The 16,062-nt window shown below is 70.9% G+C and carries 15 protein-coding genes; 11 read left to right on the top strand and 4 right to left on the bottom strand.

Annotated features, from left to right (window positions below):
• Positions 1 to 133: 133 nt before the first annotated feature.
• From WMF12_RS26185 to argC, 8 genes are all read left to right on the top strand, one after another.
• Positions 134 to 781, top strand: a complete 648-nt coding sequence (locus WMF12_RS26185) for a TetR/AcrR family transcriptional regulator (protein ID WP_437739399.1) — start codon at positions 134 to 136, stop codon at positions 779 to 781.
• Between the two features lie 86 nt (positions 782 to 867).
• Positions 868 to 2,406 carry an FAD-dependent monooxygenase gene (locus WMF12_RS26180; RefSeq protein WP_437849964.1) on the top strand — a complete coding sequence of 513 codons (1,539 nt, stop codon included), beginning with the start codon at positions 868 to 870 and terminating at the stop codon, positions 2,404 to 2,406.
• 47 nt (positions 2,407 to 2,453) lie between these two features.
• Positions 2,454 to 2,855, top strand: coding sequence for a group II truncated hemoglobin (locus WMF12_RS26175; RefSeq protein WP_437849962.1), 402 nt, complete (start codon positions 2,454 to 2,456; stop codon positions 2,853 to 2,855).
• Between the two features lie 203 nt (positions 2,856 to 3,058).
• Positions 3,059 to 6,106 (top strand): hypothetical protein, encoded by a 3,048-nt coding sequence (locus WMF12_RS26170; RefSeq protein WP_437849960.1) that lies wholly within the window; start codon positions 3,059 to 3,061, stop codon positions 6,104 to 6,106.
• A gap of 60 nt (positions 6,107 to 6,166) precedes the next feature.
• Positions 6,167 to 6,379 (top strand): YgaP family membrane protein, encoded by a 213-nt coding sequence (locus WMF12_RS26165; protein ID WP_437849958.1) that lies wholly within the window; start codon positions 6,167 to 6,169, stop codon positions 6,377 to 6,379.
• A 20-nt stretch (positions 6,380 to 6,399) separates the two neighbouring features.
• Positions 6,400 to 6,990, top strand: coding sequence for an RNA polymerase sigma factor (locus tag WMF12_RS26160; protein WP_437739393.1), 591 nt, complete (start codon positions 6,400 to 6,402; stop codon positions 6,988 to 6,990).
• Positions 6,991 to 6,994: 4 nt separating this feature from the next.
• Entirely contained in the window at positions 6,995 to 7,258 is a 264-nt protein-coding gene (locus tag WMF12_RS26155; RefSeq protein WP_437739392.1) for a hypothetical protein, read from the top strand.
• Between the two features lie 54 nt (positions 7,259 to 7,312).
• Positions 7,313 to 8,263 (top strand): N-acetyl-gamma-glutamyl-phosphate reductase, encoded by a 951-nt coding sequence (gene argC / locus WMF12_RS26150; RefSeq protein WP_437739391.1) that lies wholly within the window; start codon positions 7,313 to 7,315, stop codon positions 8,261 to 8,263.
• A gap of 3 nt (positions 8,264 to 8,266) precedes the next feature.
• On the opposite strand, the gene WMF12_RS26145 is transcribed toward argC, so the two are convergent.
• On the bottom strand, positions 8,267 to 9,235 hold the full coding sequence (locus WMF12_RS26145) for a LysR family transcriptional regulator (protein WP_437739390.1): 969 nt from the start codon (positions 9,233 to 9,235) through the stop codon (positions 8,267 to 8,269).
• A gap of 76 nt (positions 9,236 to 9,311) precedes the next feature.
• Here WMF12_RS26145 and WMF12_RS26140 point away from each other — a divergent pair, with 76 nt between their 5' ends.
• Together WMF12_RS26140 and WMF12_RS26135 are read left to right on the top strand one after the other, a co-directional pair.
• Positions 9,312 to 9,980, top strand: a complete 669-nt coding sequence (locus tag WMF12_RS26140; protein WP_437849955.1) for a glutathione S-transferase N-terminal domain-containing protein — start codon at positions 9,312 to 9,314, stop codon at positions 9,978 to 9,980.
• 378 nt (positions 9,981 to 10,358) lie between these two features.
• Positions 10,359 to 11,813, top strand: a complete 1,455-nt coding sequence (locus WMF12_RS26135; RefSeq protein WP_437849953.1) for a hypothetical protein — start codon at positions 10,359 to 10,361, stop codon at positions 11,811 to 11,813.
• Positions 11,814 to 11,957: 144 nt separating this feature from the next.
• Here WMF12_RS26135 and WMF12_RS26130 read toward each other — a convergent pair whose 3' ends face one another.
• Together WMF12_RS26130 and WMF12_RS26125 are read right to left on the bottom strand one after the other, a co-directional pair.
• Positions 11,958 to 13,121, bottom strand: coding sequence for a PAS domain-containing protein (locus WMF12_RS26130; RefSeq protein WP_437849951.1), 1,164 nt, complete (start codon positions 13,119 to 13,121; stop codon positions 11,958 to 11,960).
• Between the two features lie 227 nt (positions 13,122 to 13,348).
• Positions 13,349 to 14,167: a hypothetical protein gene (locus WMF12_RS26125; protein WP_437849949.1), complete on the bottom strand. Its 819-nt coding sequence runs from the start codon at positions 14,165 to 14,167 to the stop codon at positions 13,349 to 13,351.
• Positions 14,168 to 14,314: 147 nt separating this feature from the next.
• On the opposite strand from WMF12_RS26125, the gene WMF12_RS26120 reads away from it, so the two are divergent.
• The gene (locus WMF12_RS26120; protein WP_437849947.1) at positions 14,315 to 15,217 is read left to right on the top strand and encodes a nucleoside hydrolase; all 903 of its coding nucleotides are present in this window, start codon (positions 14,315 to 14,317) and stop codon (positions 15,215 to 15,217) included.
• A 19-nt stretch (positions 15,218 to 15,236) separates the two neighbouring features.
• Here WMF12_RS26120 and WMF12_RS26115 read toward each other — a convergent pair whose 3' ends face one another.
• Positions 15,237 to 15,935: a transcriptional regulator gene (locus WMF12_RS26115; RefSeq protein ID WP_437849945.1), complete on the bottom strand. Its 699-nt coding sequence runs from the start codon at positions 15,933 to 15,935 to the stop codon at positions 15,237 to 15,239.
• Positions 15,936 to 16,062 lie beyond the last annotated feature (127 nt).

The raw sequence follows: 16,062 nt of genomic DNA, 5'->3' as shown, positions 1-16,062 counted from the left end.
CAGCGCGGGTCGACCGCCGACGCCCGAGGTGCGAGAGCTCGCGCCGGGCGCCCTGTTTTCACCGCGCGAGGGGGACGCGGCCAGTGCGCGCCCTTGACCGCCGCTCGTTCATGAGTAAATAAACATTTACCTGATGCCGGGAGACGGGAAAAAAGAGACGCGGCGGGCGCTCCTCGACGCCGCCGCCGAGGAGTTCGCGCGGCATGGGCCTGACGGGGCCCGCGTGCACGCCATCGTGGGGCGCGCCGGGGTCAACGAGCGCATGATTTACCATCACTTCGGGAGCAAGGAGGGCCTCTACCGCGCGGTCCTCGAGGACCAGTGGTCCGGCCTCATGGAGGGGTGGCGGCCGGCGCTCGAGGCGTCGGCGGCGCTCGATCCGCGCGAGGGTCTCTGGCACGCGTTCACGATGTTCTTCCGGCTGCTCCTCTCGCGCCCCCTGTGCATGCCGCTCGCGATGCACGAGGCGATGAGCGGCTGGCAGGCCGCGCCGCCCGCGACGCTCGCGATGCTGCCGTCGCAGCTGCGCGATCTCTACGAGCGAGGTCAAGCCAGCGGGGTGTTCCGGCGCGACTGCGAGTTCGAGCTCCTGTATTGCACCGTCGTGGGCGCGCTGGCCGGGATCGGCATCTTCGGGCCGCGCTTCTCGGACCTCCGGGCGCGCCTCTCGTGCGATCTCGAGCTCGCCGCGCGCCTCGGCGAGCAGACCGTGAGCCTCGTGCTGGACGGCGTGACCACGCCTGGATGGGGCGGCCAAGCGGGCACCGGAGAGACCACGTGACGTGAGCCTCGTTCGTCCGTCGCCGCCCACAGGTCGTCGCTGAACCATCGTTGTCAATCGATCGTTGCTCGACAAGGAGAACGTGTATGAACGTCGATGTCGTCGTCGTGGGCGGCGGTCCGACCGGGTTGATGCTGGCCTGCGAGCTGCGGCTGGCCGGCGTGCGCCCCGTCGTGCTGGAGCGGCTGCCCGAGCCCACGGGGCTCTCCAAGGCGCTCGGCCTCGGCGGGCGCGCCGTGGAGATCCTCGACCACAGGGGCCTCCTCGAGCGCTTCCGCGCGGAGCAGAGCGCCGCAGAAATGACGCGCTTCGTGCACTTCGGCGGGATACCGCTGGCCCTCGGCGGCGACCACGCGCGCGTCTCCAGGCGCTTCCTGAGCATCCATCAGGCGCGCATCGAGGCGCTGCTGGAAGAGCGTGCGCGCGAGCTGACGACGGAGATCCGTCGAGGTCACGAGCTCATCGGGCTGGATCAGGACGGGGAGGGCGCGACGGTCACCGTCCGAGGCCCGGACGGCGACTACCCGCTTCGGGCGCGCTTCGTGGTGGGGTGTGACGGCGGCCGCAGCGCCGTGCGCAAGCTGTCCGGGATCGGCTTTCCCGGACTCCCGCCCTCTCGGCTCCTGCGCCTCGCCGACGTCACGCTGGCCGAGGGCGCGACGGAGGACGGGCACCTCGTCCTCTCCGGCGGTCGCCGCGTTCGGTTCGGGCTCGGCGGGATCGCCCTCGTTCCCCTGGGAGCGGGCGTGTTTCGCGTGGTCACGTCGGAGCCGTATCCGCCGGACTTCGACCGCGACGCGCCGATGACGCTCGACGAGCTGCAGGCCAGCGTTCGCGCGGCGCTCGGCGAGGATCTGCCCGTCCGCGAGGTGCGGTGGTTGTCTCGGTTCACCGACGCCAGCCGCCAGGCGGATATGTACCGCGCCGGTCGCGTGCTGCTCGTGGGCGACGCGGCGCACATCCATCTCCCCGCCGGCGGGCCAGGCCTCACCACCGGATTGCAGGACGCGGTCAACCTCGGCTGGAAGCTGGCCGCGGAGGTCCACGGCTGGGCGCCGCCGGGGCTCCTCGACACCTACCACGCGGAGCGGCACCCCGAGGGCAAGCGCGTGATCATGCACACCCGGGCGCAGGGCGCGCTGATGATGCGGGACGAGCGCGTCGCGGCGCTGCGCGAGCTGCTCGGCGAGCTGCTCAAGCACGAGCAGAGCCTGCGGTATGTCGTCGAGATGCTGGACGCGGTCGACGTCCGTTACGAGATGCCGACCGAGCCCGGCGAGCAGCATCCGCTGCTCGGGCGCTGGGCGCCGGACGTCCCGCTGACCACGCAGAAGGGGGAGACGCGCGTCGCGCAGCTCATGCACGGGGCCAGGGGCGTGCTGCTCGACCTGACCGGCGGCGCCGCGTTCGGCGGTGTGGCTGCGCCCTGGGGCGATCGCGTGGACGTCGTGAGCGCGCGCTGCGCTGCGCTGCCGCGCCCCGCGGAGGCGCTGCTGATTCGCCCCGACGGCTACGTGGCCTGGGCGGCCGCGGCAGGTGAGCCCGAGGCCTCCGCCCATCGCCGGCTGCGCCGCGCGCTCGCCACGTGGTTCGGCGTGGCCTGCGGCAGCTCCGCGGCGGCTTGAGCCAGCGGCGTGCAGCGCCGGCGCAAATCCGGTAGAGGGCATCGCCCATGGCCGAGCCGTCCGAGACCCCTTTCGAGCTGCTGGGCGGCGAGCCGGCGGTGCGCCGGCTCGTCGAGCGCTTTTACGACCTCATGGGCCGCGACGAGCCGGCGCTCGCGCGCCTCCACGTCTGCGACGAGGGCGGTCAGGTCGCCCGTGAGAGCCGCGACCGATTCGCGCTCTTCCTGATCGGCTGGCTGGGCGGGCCGCAGGACTACATCGCCGCGCACGGCCACCCGCGGCTGCGGATGCGCCACGCGCGCGTCCCGGTCGATGTGGCGATGCGCGACGCCTGGATGCGCTGCATGCGGGCGGCCATGGCCGATGTCGACGTGCCCGCGCCGCTCCGCGCCTTCCTCGACCAGCGCTTCGCCGAGGTGGCGGACTTCATGCGAAACCGTCCGGGCTGACGGGAAGCGCCGGCCGGCGCGGCGCGCGGGGGGAGCGCGTCTGGACGCCCCATCGCTCCCCGATTTTCCGTACGATACGTCGTCCGCTCTCTGAGGTCGCGCGAGACGCCTGCCGCCAGCGCCGCGGAATCCGCGGCGCCACGGCAGGCGTGCGGCGCCTGGAACCCGTGCGGGGAACGATGTCGCAACCGAACGAGCACCCGATGACCAAGCCCACGCCGCCGGACGAAGGGCGCGCGCGGCAGCAAGGGAGCACCCGCGTCGGTGACGCTCTGGATCGGCAGGGGCCGCGCCACGGGCAGCGCAGCCCGTGGCCATGGGTAAGGCGCTTCCTTGGCGAGCTGCATCCGCACGTTCGGCGGTTCCTGGTGCCCTACTGCGTGATCGTCGCGGCGGTGCTGTTCAGGGTGCCGCCGAAGCTCGTCACTCCGGTCATCGAGCAGCGCGGCGCGCTCGCCAGCGCCGCGGCGCACGCGGTCCCGATCACCTTGGTCTTCTTGCTGTCCATGGCGCCTCAGGCGTTTGTCCTGTGGGTCTTCTTCCGGCGCCCGCCGCAGGATCGACCCCCGGCAGCGGGCTCGAGCCGGCTGAAGCCCATGAGCCGCGGCGGGCTCTTGATCGCCGTCGGTCTGATGGTGAGCACGTTTCTCACGGTATGGGGGGTAGCGCTGTGGTACGCGGTCCACGGGAACGAGCACACCGACCTGCTGTACAAGGCGGGTTGCTCGTTCATCGTCTTCCTGATGCTGATCCTCGGCACGCTGCTGACGATCCTGCAGTCGTGGGAGTCCGCCGAGAGGCCTTCGAGGGACGAGGCCGTGTACCCCGACATCGGTCGGCTTCGCGCGCTCGAGGCCGAGTGGATCCAGGCGCGGCGCCGCGCGGCGAACCTGAAGCACGAGGCCGCGGGCGACGGCGATCCGCGCGGCGCGCACCTCATCGGGTTATCGCTCTCCGGCGGAGGCATCCGTTCGGCGACCATCTGCCTCGGCTTCCTGAAAGGGCTCGCCACGGTCCCGACGAAGAGCGGTGAGGTGATCCTCAAATACGTCGATTACATGAGCTCCGTGTCCGGCGGCGGCTGGGCGGGGGGCGCGCTCACGGCTCGGACCTCCGGCCCTCACCCGGAGGGGGACGCGGACCGTGAGCGCCGCTTCGACCCGCAGGAGGCCGCCTCATGGAACCGCCTCCTCGACAGGATCCGCCTGCGAGGCGACTACCTCATTCCTGGAGGAATCGGCCTCACCGCCAACACGCTCCAGCCCCTCCTCATGATCTTCGTCGGCGCGATCGCCAACGCGCTGTCGCTCCTGACCGCCGGGTTCGCGGCGATCGTGTTCCTCCACCACTCGAGCGCGAGGTCGCCGAAGGCGTTCCTCGCGCGCGTGGTCGAGCACGGCGTGACCGCGGTCGTCTGCCACGTCGACGGAGCGCGATCTCTCTTCTTCACCACGGCCTCTGTGGAGTCAGGCACGTTGCCTGACGCGATCGCCAGACATCTCCCCGTGCTCGACCTCCTCGTGTTCGTCCTGGCGTTGATGGGGGGTGTCCTTCTCGCCGCCCTGCTCGTCATGTACCTCGGGATCCTCTTCTCGTGGCCGTCCGTCCACGAGGCGGGGACCTGGCTCGCCGCTCGCGCGGCGCTGCTCGTGGTGCTCACGTGGGGCTCCCTGCTCGCGCTGCGGGCCGATCCCCTGCTCACCCTCCTCGTGCTGTGCGCTGCCCTGGCCGTCGCGCTGGCTGTCCTGCTGAGTCGCCTGAAGCGCGAGCAGCTCCTCGCGGTCATCGGGGTCGCCATCAGCGGACAGGTGTTCGCGCTCAGGTTCACGGATCTCTACGATGTCGTGAAGGGCGTCACGTCGACATGGGCGAGCATGCTTCAGTGGCTGATCTTCGCGCCGATCGAGTTCGCTCGGTCGATCGACGGGCTCGTCCACGTGCCTGTCCAGCGGGACCCGATGAAGGTCGTCGAGCTGACGTTCGGGGCGACGCTCTGCCTGGTGTTCATCGGGCTCAGCTTCCTGACGTCGAGGAACTACGCGGGTATCAACAGGTTCTGGGCCAACCAGATCCGCCGTGCATACCTGTCGCTGCCGGGCGACTCCGGTCGGGCAGCCAGCGATTCGCCCTCCGCCTGGCCGCTCGCGGCGCTGAGGCCCTCGAACGAGTCGCGCGTCGAGAGGACGTACGCGGCGGACCCGGCGCCCTGGAACCTGGGCGGGCCGCGCCGCGGCGCGCCGCTCCACGTCGTGACCGCCACGGTCAACACCCCGGGGTCGGACGACCCCGTCCTCTACAAACGGGGCACCGCGCGGTTCGAGTTCAGCCCCTATGCCGTCGGCGGGCCCGCGACCGGGTGGGGGCCCGCCGAGGCCTATGGCGACGCGCTCACCCTGGCCCATTCGATCGCCATCAGCGCCGCAGCCGTGAACAGCCAGGGCGGCACGTTGATCCCGCGGTGGGCGCGCGTCGTCCTCACCATGCTCAACTGCGGTCTCGGCGTCTGGGTCCGGAACCCGCGCTTTGCGAGGCGCGCCGGCAAGCAGCTCGTGCTCTTCCGGAGGTGGGCGCACTTCTGGAGCGCCTATCATGTCAAAGAGATCTTCGCGCGGAACAAGGAGAGCGACACGCTGGTCTTCGTCTCCGATGGCGGTCACCACGACAACCTGGGGCTGACCACGCTCGTCGAGCGAGAGTGTGAGCTCATCCTGTGCATCGACGCCGGCGCCGATCCCGAGTGGACGTGCGACGAGCTCGCGAAGGCGGCGCGGATCCTGCGCGTGGACCGTGGGCTGAACTTCGAGCTGAAGCGCGAGGACCTCGAGCGCGTTCGCCCGCAGGATCCGCGAGGTACCTGGGAGCAACGCACCCCGAGCACGCCGATCCTGGTGGGGAAGTTCAAGCCGGATCCGGGCGCGAAGACCGAGGCGACCAAGGAGGTCACGGTGGTCTACGTCAAGGCCGGCCTCTTGCCCGGACTGCCGCTCGACGTCCAGCGTTATGCGGAGTCTCACCCCGAGTTTCCGCACCAGACGACCGCGGATCAGTTCTTCGATGAAGCCCAGTTCGAGGCCTACCGGCTGCTCGGTGAGGCGCTCGCTCACGAGGTGGTGCGCACGCTGGACGACGCGACGGGGAGCGCGGGCCAGAGTTGGGCGAGCACCGTGGAGGACCTTCGCCCCGAGCCCCGCGCCGTCGGACCAGGCGACGTCGCCGGCCGCGCGGCGGGCGAGGCGGTCCCGGGCCGGTGACGATTTCCTGAATCCTACGCCCCGCGCCGGGGCTTCTCCGGGTGAAGGACGGAGGAGCTCATGAAACGGAATGTGGGTACGCAGGATCGGCTGTTGCGTGTTCTCGGCGCGCTCGGCCTGTTGACCTGCGCCTGGGCGGCGCCGCTGCCGCTCGCCGCGCGCCTCTCGGCGTTCGGTCTGGCGGGCGTGTACGTGATGTTCACGGCGCTCTCGGGCACATGCCTCGGGTACGCTCTGCTCGGCAGGTCCACCTGCCCGCGCCCGCCGGGCTGAGGCGCTGGATGGAGGCGGCGATGTCCCACGATCCGGTCCTCACGGCGGCGGCGCGCGGCGACGACGGCGCGCTGGAGCTGCTCGTCCGCGCCTACCACGACCGCGTGTACCGCTTCGGGCTGCGCGTGTGCCGCGACGCCTACGACGCGGACGACGCGGTCCAGGAGGCCTTCACGAAGCTCTCGCGCCGCCCCGAGGTGGCGCGGGATCCGGGCGTCCTCTCCTGGCTGATGACGGTCGTCCGGAACACGTGCGCGCGCATGCTGCGCCCGTTCGCGCGGGAGCGGCTGCGGCTCGGGGAGCGCGTGGACGACGCCGACGCGGTGCCGGCGGGCGAGCTCGACCCCCAGGCGGCGCTCGAGCGCTGGCGCCTCGTGCGCGCCGTGCACGAGGCGATCGCCGCGCTGGAGCGGCCGTACCGGGAGGTGCTCGTGCTGCGCGACGTCGAAGGCCTGACGGGCGAGGAGGTGTGCCGGACGCTGGGGCTGGGCGAGGCGGCCATGAAGAGCCGGCTGCACCGGGCGCGGCAGCTGGTGAGGGCGGAGGTCCTCCGGCGCGATGGCGCGCCCGCCGCGCCTCGCGCGCGGCAGGGCCGAGGAGAAGGGGGGTAGCGGCGTGTTCGCGAGCAAGAGCCTCGCGGCGCACCTCGCGCGCGGGGCGATCGGCCTCGGGGCCCTCGTGGCCGCGGCGTTCCTCGCGCGGGTGTCCCTCTGGGCGCCGGTCGCGCTGCTGCCGGTCGCGCTCGTGGCGCTGCGCGGGTGCCCGATGTGCTGGACGGTGGGGCTGATCCAGACGATCGCCGCCAGGGCGCGGGGGGAGCGCCCTCGCGGGCTGTGCGACGACGGCGGGTGTGCGACGGCGTCGAGGAGGCGTCGATGAGCTCACGCGAAGCGCTGGTCCCGAGGGCGCGCTCGGCGTATGGAAACGGCCACCATGCATCGGGTGTTCATCGACGGACAGGAAGGGACGACGGGGCTCCAGATCCGCGAGCGGCTGCAGGGCCGCCGCGACCTCCAGCTGCTCGAGATCGACCCCGAGCGCCGCAAGGACCCGGCGGCGCGCCGCGCGCTGATCAACGAGGCGGATGTGCTCATCACGTGCCTGCCCGACGACGCCGCCCGCGAATCCATCGGATGGATCGAGAACCCGAGGACACGCGTCATCGATCCGAGCACCGCGCACCGCACGGCCGACGGGTGGGTGTACGGCTTCCCGGAGCTCCGCCCCGGCCAGCGCGAGGCCGTCCGCGGCGCGCGGCGCGTCGCCGTCCCCGGGTGCCACGCGACCGGGTTCCTCGCGCTCGTGGTGCCGCTCGTCGACCAGGGGCTCCTGCCCAGGGACGCCCGCGTGATCGCGCACTCGCTCACCGGCTACAGCGGCGGCGGGCGCAAGATGATCCAGGCCTACGAGCAGGCCGACGGGGCGCGCCGCGAGCAGCTCCGCGGCCCGCGCCCGTACGGGCTCACCCTGCAGCACAAGCACCTGCCGGAGATGCGCGCCATCGCGGGCCTCGACAGGGCGCCGCTGTTCCAGCCGGTCGTGGGTGACTTCTACAAGGGCATGCTCGTCTCGGTGCCCCTGTTCGCGGACGCCCTGGCCCGGCCGGCGACGCCCGCCGCGGTCCACGAGCTCTACACGTCCTTTTACGCCGGCGAGCCGTTCATCCGGGTGATGCCGCTCGGCGGCCAGGGCGCGCTGGAGGACGGCTACCTCGGCGCGGTGGAGTGCAACGACACGAACCGACTCGACGTGTTCGTGTTCGGCAAGCCGGACCAGATCCTGGTCGTGGCGCGCCTCGACAACCTCGGCAAGGGCGCCTCCGGCGCGGCGGTGCAGAACCTGAACCTGATGCTGGGCGCGCCGGAGGCCACCGGCCTCGACTGAGGGTCACCCGGCGCGCGTGTAGAGCCGCGGCGCCGAGCTCTCGAGGGCGGCGATCAGCCGCTCCGCGGCGTCGGCCGACGCGCGCCGGAACGCGATCCGCCAGGGCCGGCGGAGCGGGCCGGACGAGAGCCGCTTGACCAGAAGGTCGCCGCTGCCGAGATAGGCTTCCGCCACCCATTCCGAGAGGGTCGCGATCCCCATCCCGGCGCGCGCCGCGTCGACCACGGCCTCCGTGAGCGGGAAGCGCAGGAGCTCGATCTTGGGCCGCTGCCGCCCGAAGACGGCGCTCATGAACCAGCGCGCCTCGGCCGGCGTCGCGTTCGGCGTGATCAGCGGGCCCTCGCGGAGGTGGTCTCGCGTGAGCGACGCCCGCCCGGCGAGCGGGTGCGAGGTCGAGATCACGAAGACGACCTCGTCCGAGAAGAGGGGCCGCTCCACGAGCGCGCAGCCCGCCTCGCGATCGGTCGGCAGGGACGACGTGGTGAGCAGCGCGACGTCGATGTCCCCCCGGACGAGCGCGGCGACCGGATCGTGGGTGTGCTCGACCGCGAGCACGATCTCGAGGCGGGGCAGCCTTCGCCGGAGGCTCGTCATCGCGGAGGGCAGCCAGCGGTACGCCGTGTAGCACTCGCACACGAGGCGGACGCGCGTCGTCGCGGCGACCGGCGCCGCGACCTCTCGCTCGAGCTCCCGGAGCTGCGCGAGGACGAGCCCGGCCCCCGCGATGAGCCGCTCGCCCGCGGCGGTCGGCGCGACCCCGCGCGCGGTGCGCTCGAAGAGGCGCGCGCCGACGCGGTCCTCCGCCTGGGCGAGCGCCCGGCTCACGGCGGACTGCGTGATGTGCATCGCCGAGGCGGCGCCGGCCGTGCTCCCGGCGGCCGCCAGCGAGAGGACGAGCTCCAGATCGCGGATCTCGAGCCGAGGCCGCGGTCCGATCGCGGGAGGCGCAGGGGGAGACGGTATGCGTGACACGCATAGACCCTATCACGACGATGCGTTGGACGCACAGCCCCGCGAGGCGCACGTTGGGCGCCGTCAGGAGGTTTTCATGAAGCTCTATTTCGCTCCGCTCGCATGTTCTCTCGCCACGCGCATCGCCTTCTACGAGGCCGGCGCGGAGGTCTCGTATGTGGAGGTCGACCTCAAAACGAAGCGGACCGAGGGGGGCGCCGACTACCGTGCGATCCACCCGCTCGGGTTCGTCCCCGCGCTCGAGATCGAAGGAGGCGAGATCCTCGCCGAGAACGCGGCGATCCTTCAGCTCGTGGCGGATCGGTTCCCGAAGGCGGAGCTCGCGCCGCGGGATCCGCTCGGCCGGGCGCGCCTCCAGCAGTGGCTCGGCTTCATCGGGAGCGAGCTCCACAAGGCGGTCTACATGCCGCTCCTGGACAAGACGGCCTCGCCCGAGGTCAAGGCCCATGCGCTGGCCGGGGCAGCGCACCGCCTCGGCTGGGTGGCCGATCGGCTCGAAGGGCGGGAGTTCCTGCTCGATCGCTTCTCGGTCGCCGACGCGTACCTCTTCGCGGTGCTCAACTGGTCCGTTGTCACGCCGATCGACCTGAAGTCCTGGCCGGTGCTCGCCGCGTACCATGCGCGCCTCCACGGACGTCCGAGCGTGGCGCGCGCCTTCGCCGAGGAGCGGGAGGGCTACTTCCGGGAGCAAGCGCGGCACGCGAAGGCCGCCGAGGCCGTCGACGCGCCGGCGCCGAGTATTTGACCCGAGCAGAGCGCGCCCGCCACGCCCGGCGGCGGGCGCGCTGGTCCCGCCGCGATCGCGGACCGGGACCGGGGCGACGATGCGTGCGACGCGAGCCGACAGAGGGGACGGAATGCGAGAGGAGGCGATAGCCGGCGACGGGCGATGAGGCGATGAGAAGCGGCGATGGGAGGACCGGGGGCCTCGATGAATGATGGGAGGGGGCGGCGCAACCAAGGCATAGGCGCATGGGCGCATGGCCGGCCAATGGCCGGCCGATGGCCGACGGCCAATGACCGACGGTCAATGACCGCATGGCCGACGGACGCGCGACGTCATGGCGCCCCCCCCCACGAATCCAGCTTTTCACGCGCGACCGGCTCTGATACGAGAGTGATTATGAGACACTTGCGACAACTCTTCGTATGTTCGGTCCTGGCCATTGCTGCGATCCCGGTCGGCTGCACGGCGGACGCGCCGGATGACGCCGCGCAGGAGTCCGAGGTCGGCTCGCTCAGCCTGGCCCTCGTCGGGAACAGCTCCTCGGGCGCGACGTACCGCCTGTCCCAAGCGTGGTTCGATATCTACGGCCCGACGGCGCGGACCATCTACGGAGGCGGCGACACGCCGGCGCTCACGGAGGTGCTGCCGGTCGGCCACTATGACGTGATGCTCCAGCCGGGCTGGGTCCTCGAGCGGTGGACCGGCGGCGGTTACCAGCCCGTCTCGGCGTCCCTCACGTCGGCGAATCCGACGTGGGTCTACATCGGCGAAGGTGCGACGTCGACCGTGGCGTTCCAGTTCCGGGCCGATGGCGACGTCATTTCGGTCGGGCACGGAAGGCTCGACATCGTCATCGGGGTCGACGACACGACGCCGCTGCGCGAGGACACCGATTGGGCGTGCAGCAACGGTTACGACGACGATGGGGACGGCCGCCCTGATTGCTCCGATCCGGACTGCCAGTGGATGCCGTTCTGCGGGCCGGTGGGCGAAGACACCGATTGGGAGTGCAGCAACGGCTACGATGACGACATGGACGGCCTCGCGGATTGCTCCGATCCGGACTGCCAGTGGTATCCGTTCTGCGCGCCGGTGCGAGAGGACACCGATTGGGCCTGCAGCAACGGCGCCGATGACGACATGGACGGCCTCGCGGATTGCGCCGATCCGGAATGCCAGGGGTATCCGTACTGCTCGCCGTGGCGCGAGGACACCGATTGGGCGTGCAGCAACGGCTACGACGACGACGGGGACGGCCTCGCGGATTGCTCCGATCCGGAATGCCAGTGGCAGCCGTTCTGCGCGCCGGTGCGCGAGGACACCGATTGGGCCTGCAGCAACGGCGCCGATGACGACATGGACGGCCTCGCGGATTGCTCCGATCCGGAATGCCAGTGGATGCCGTACTGCGCGCCGGTGGGCGAGGACACCGATTGGGAGTGCAGCAACGGCTGGGACGACGACGGGGACGGCCTCCCGGATTGCTCCGATCCGGACTGCCAGGGGTATCCGTACTGCTCGCCGTTGCGCGAGGACACCGATTGGGCGTGCAGCAACGGCTACGACGACGACGGGGACGGCCTCGCGGATTGCTCCGATCCGGAATGCCAGTGGATACCGTACTGCGCGCCGGTGAGGGAGGACACGGACTGGGCGTGCAGCAACGTCTACGACGACGACGGGGACGGCCTCGCGGATTGCTCCGATCCGGACTGCCAGTGGCTGCCGTACTGCACGCCATCGATTGAGAACACCGACTGGGCCTGCAGCAATGGCGTCGATGACGACGCGGACGGGCTCGAGGACTGCTCCGATCCGGAATGCCAGGGGCTGTTCATCTGCGCGATGTGAGGCCTCGTCATCGAGGATTTCGAGGACGGCGATTTCTACAGCGCCCCGCCGTACGCCAGCCGCAACCCGCCGTTCACGGGGCCCTGAGAGCCGCGCCATCGCCGGCGCTGCGCCCGAGCACCAGCCCGACTTCCCGCGGTGGCGCTATGCGACGTCGCGGGGGGGCGGCGCCGGGCGCGCGGTCAAACGCCGCATGCAGTGCATCAGGCCGGCCCGCAGGTTGGCCTTGGTCACGATGGCGCTGAGGTCGAGCCCCAGCGCCACCATCGTCTGCGCCACCGTCGGGCGGATGCCGCAGATGATCCCCTCGGCGCCGAGCAGCTGGATGGCCCGCACGAGCTTGATCAGGTGATCGGCGACCTTCGTGTCCACCATCTGCACGCCGGTGAGGTCCAGGACCGCGAAGCGCGCCCCGCGGCTCGAGATCGCCTCGAGCAAGCTCTCCATCGCGTCGGCCGTCCTCGCGCTGTCGACGACGCCGATCATGGGCAGCGCCAGCACGCCGTCCCATACCTCGATGATCGGCGCCGCGAGCTCCCGGATGACCCGCTGCTGCGCCTCGATCACGTCGAGCTTCGTCTGGAGGGCCTGCTGTGCGCGCTGCCCCTCCGTCACGTCGAGCGAGAACCCGACGACGGTGCTGACGTGCCCCTCTTCCTCCGCGAGGGGGACCATCCAGCTCTCCCATACACAGCCGTGCGCCTCGGCCAGCCCGTGCACCGGGTCACCGGCCAGCGCGCGCCTGACGGCGCCCCTGGCGTCGCCGTAAAGCTCAAAGATGTTCGTCCCGACGAGCTGTCCAGGTTGATGGCCGACGGCCTCCAGCCCCTTGCCTTCATGGTAGAGATACGTTCCGTCGGGATCGACGGCCCACATCGCTATCGGAAGAGCGTTGATCAAGGCGCGGAGCATCCTGTCCCGCGCCCTCAGCTCGGTCAGCTCGTCGAGCGCGCCGTCGCCGACCGGCGCGTCACGGAACGAGCCGTAGACCAGCCCATCCGAGCGCGCGCCGCGCACGACGCAGGCGAGCGGTTTGTAGCTGCGCTCCGCGCTCATGACGCGGCCGTGGACGTGAATGGGGGCCGTGCTCTCGCGTACTTGCTCCCACCTTGTGGTGAGCGCGCTGCGGTCCTCCGGGTGGAAGAGCTCGGTCAACGGGGTTCCTTGCGCGAGCGCGGGCCCGATCGTCTGGCCCAGCGCGTCGCTCCATCGCAGCAGCGCGCCGTCGCCTCCGGCGACGAACAGCATCTCCGTGGAGTGTGCGATAAAGTCATCCAGCGAGCTCAGTGCTCCGTTTGCGTCAGCCATCGTATTCCCCTCCGCAACCGGACAGGCATACCGGGATTGCGCATGACAAGGTAGATCGATGACCGCACACGAATAGTAGGGCGCAATCCGCGACGCGCACGAAGGCATGGCCTTACTCCAATCGTCGGAACGCACGAGGGGGACATACCGCCTCGGGCGACGCTCGCCGCGCGATCTCCGGCGATCTGTACGACCGGTACGTACCGGTTCGTCCGCGTCGGAGCGGCTCAGCCGCCGGCGCCGGCGCCGGCGTCGCGGGTAGGAATGCCGAGCAGATAGAGCTTCTTCGCTCTCCCGCCGATCACTCCCTTCTCCCATCTGTAATCTTCGTTCCGGAGCCCGCTCAACAGCTCATCGAGGTCATCGAGCGTGTAGGTCCTCGCGTTCGAGACCGCTCCGTCCCATGCGAAGCACAGCGGGATGATCGGAACGATATAGGTGAAGACGAGCTGCCGCAGGGTCATGGGCCTCGCCAGGGGCGTGATGAGGAGGCACATCACGAAGTTGATCGGGAGGGCGAGCCACCCGAGGAACAGCGGATGACTGTTGTCGCTGATCTCGAAGATACAGATGGGCTGTTTGCTCCTCTGGGCCGACTCCAGGATCTTCCTCGCGCCGTCCGGCCTCATGTGATGAAAGCTGCTGACCATTGTTCTGAGGCCTTTGAGGCCAGCTATCTCGCCGTCGATCTTCGTGGCGTCCACCGGGCTCGTCTGGTAGGATACGTTGCTCCCTTCCTGGTTGTTGATGAGCTCCGCCGCCTCCATGCTCGGGTACAGGTCCGTGAGCGTCAGTTGGATGCCCTCGAACCCGGGCTTCTCGCGCAGGGTCCGCACGACGTCGATCATCGGCCCGCCGCTCCCGGAGCAGAGGTCGATGATGTTCGATGTGTTCGACTCCTTCAATGCTCTGGCGATCAGCTCGACCAGCGCCTCGCGCGTGCCCAGCGCTCTGTGCATGACCACGATGAGGCGTGTCATGCAGGCCCGTAGCCACCCGGGAAACCAGCTGAAATCCTCTAGCTCGAACAGGTGTATGCGCTTCATTCGCTCCTCGGGGTCGTGCGGCCTGGCCGCGCGCAGCAGCGCGCGTCGATCGCTGGCTCCGTCGGGCGGCCGGTCGTCTCTCCGGCTGCCCGCTCGGATCGAGTCTATTCAATTTTGCTCTACAGCGCGATGGCATGGAGGTGCGGCGTGAAGCGCATGATCTTCGAGATGGAGACCGCGGACCCGGATGACTTCATGACGCTGCTCTGGCTCGCCGATCACCCCGACGTCGAGCTGCTCGGCGTGCTCGTGACGCCCGGCTCGGAGGATCAGTGCCGGCTGGTCCGCTGGGGGCTGGATCGCTGCGGGCGGGCGGAGGTCCCGATCGGCGCGCTGCACGGCCCCGCGTGGTGGGCGACGAGCGAGGGCAAGAAGGCGCGGGTCTCCGGCTTCCACCAGGCGTGTTACGGCCCCGGCATCCTGGAGCACCCGGTCGGCGAGGTCGCGGGCGGACCCGCGCTGCTCGCCGAGCTGCTCCGCGAGCCGGACGCCACGGTGCTCGTCGGGGCCGCGCCCAAGAACATCGGCAAGGCGTTCAAGGATGTCCCCGGGCTCCGGCTCGCTCGCTGGGTCCAGCAAGGCGGCTTCGCGGGCGACAACCTGGTCGCCGAGCCGCTCGAGAAGTTCCGCGGGCGCCTCACCTGCCCGAGCTTCAACCCCGGCGGCGCGCCCCGGGAGACGCTCGCGCTGCTCGCCTCACCGCAGATCGGAGCGCGGAGGTTCGTGTCGAAGAACGTATGTCACGGGGTCGTCTACACCGAGGTCCTGCGCGAGGCGCTGAGCCGCCGGGTCTCCGGGCGATCGCCGCGGAGCGGCCTGACGAGGATGATCGACGCGCTCGATCGGTACCTGGCGGACAAGGGCGTGGGCAAGGCGATGCACGATCTCGTGGCGGCCGCCTGCGCGCTCGACGAGCGCGTCTGCGACTTCGTCGAGGTCGAGATCTACCGCGAGAAGGGCGAATGGGGGGCGCGCGCCATGGAGGGCACGAACACGCGGATCTCGGTCGGGTTCCACGAGGAGCGCTTCCTCGACGTGCTCGCGCGCTGAGCCGCCGGCAGAGCCCGCCTCACCGGGCTGCGCAGGTCTTGCGGAGGGCGCGCGCCCTGTCGATGCACGCGGCGAGGGCGTCCTCGGGCGGCTCGTCCGGGCACGCGGCCTCGAAGGCGCGGATGGCGTCGCGGAGGCCCCCCGCGCCGCCGGCGCCGAGATCGAGCTTGTGCTTGCGATCCTCATCGTCGTCGTCGCCGCCGACGAGCAGGAGCGTCCCGACGACCGCCCCCACGACGACGACGCCCGTGACAACGCCCGCGACGATCACGCCCGTCTTGCCCTCCACGTCCGGCGGCTCCGCGTCCGGGACCGACGGCGTGCCCGCCGGGATCGGCGGGGCCTCGATGCCCGCGGCGAGCGCGGTGGTGGCGATGCCGCCCGCGAGCCCCAGGCCGCCGATGACGAGGCTCGACAGCGTGAGCGCGCTCGGCCCCGCGTCCGCGCGCGCGCTCACGCTGGCGGAGAGGCGCACCTGCGCCGCGTTGCACGCGGCGTACGCGTCGAGGCGGTGGATCTCGAGCGATGCGCGGGGCGCGGTCTCGGGCGGCAGCTTCGCCGCGAGGATGATGTCGTCCGCCGATCGCCGGAACGTGAGAGGTGCGAGCGGCTCGGGGGCGGCCGCGGGCGGCGTGGAGGCCTTGCCGCAGCCGGCCAGTCCACACGCGATGAGCAAGAGCGTCGTGCAGGAGAGGGCATGATCGCGCCTTTGGGTCATACAGCCACGCTACGCCGATCGAGCGCGGTCTCGTCGAGCGAAATTGGCCTCGTCGCAGATCGGAACGACCGCCGGCGAGCGGGCTGAGCCTGGATGACAACGTGGTGTGGTCGACGCGCCGAGGAGA

Source organism: Sorangium sp. So ce363, from assembly GCF_051520435.1.
Classification (GTDB): Bacteria; Myxococcota_A; Polyangia; order Polyangiales; family Polyangiaceae; genus Sorangium; species Sorangium cellulosum_B.
Note: the sequence above shows the minus strand (reverse complement) of the source record. Positions and strands in the feature narration are given on the sequence as shown.

Bases quoted from the DNA above. Each gene is read 5' to 3' on its own strand.
- WMF12_RS26135 (WP_437849953.1), top strand. From the start codon at position 10,359: ATGAGACACTTGCGACAACTCTTCGTATGTTCGGTCCTGGCCATTGCT.
- WMF12_RS26165 (WP_437849958.1), top strand. From the start codon at position 6,167: ATGAAACGGAATGTGGGTACGCAGGATCGGCTGTTGCGTGTTCTCGGC.
- WMF12_RS26125 (WP_437849949.1), bottom strand. From the start codon at position 14,167: ATGAAGCGCATACACCTGTTCGAGCTAGAGGATTTCAGCTGGTTTCCC.
- WMF12_RS26115 (WP_437849945.1), bottom strand. From the start codon at position 15,935: ATGACCCAAAGGCGCGATCATGCCCTCTCCTGCACGACGCTCTTGCTC.
- WMF12_RS26140 (WP_437849955.1), top strand. From the start codon at position 9,312: ATGAAGCTCTATTTCGCTCCGCTCGCATGTTCTCTCGCCACGCGCATC.
- argC (WP_437739391.1), top strand. From the start codon at position 7,313: ATGCATCGGGTGTTCATCGACGGACAGGAAGGGACGACGGGGCTCCAG.
- WMF12_RS26130 (WP_437849951.1), bottom strand. From the start codon at position 13,121: ATGGCTGACGCAAACGGAGCACTGAGCTCGCTGGATGACTTTATCGCA.
- WMF12_RS26160 (WP_437739393.1), top strand. From the start codon at position 6,400: ATGTCCCACGATCCGGTCCTCACGGCGGCGGCGCGCGGCGACGACGGC.
- WMF12_RS26170 (WP_437849960.1), top strand. From the start codon at position 3,059: ATGACCAAGCCCACGCCGCCGGACGAAGGGCGCGCGCGGCAGCAAGGG.
- WMF12_RS26175 (WP_437849962.1), top strand. From the start codon at position 2,454: ATGGCCGAGCCGTCCGAGACCCCTTTCGAGCTGCTGGGCGGCGAGCCG.
- WMF12_RS26185 (WP_437739399.1), top strand. From the start codon at position 134: ATGCCGGGAGACGGGAAAAAAGAGACGCGGCGGGCGCTCCTCGACGCC.
- WMF12_RS26180 (WP_437849964.1), top strand. From the start codon at position 868: ATGAACGTCGATGTCGTCGTCGTGGGCGGCGGTCCGACCGGGTTGATG.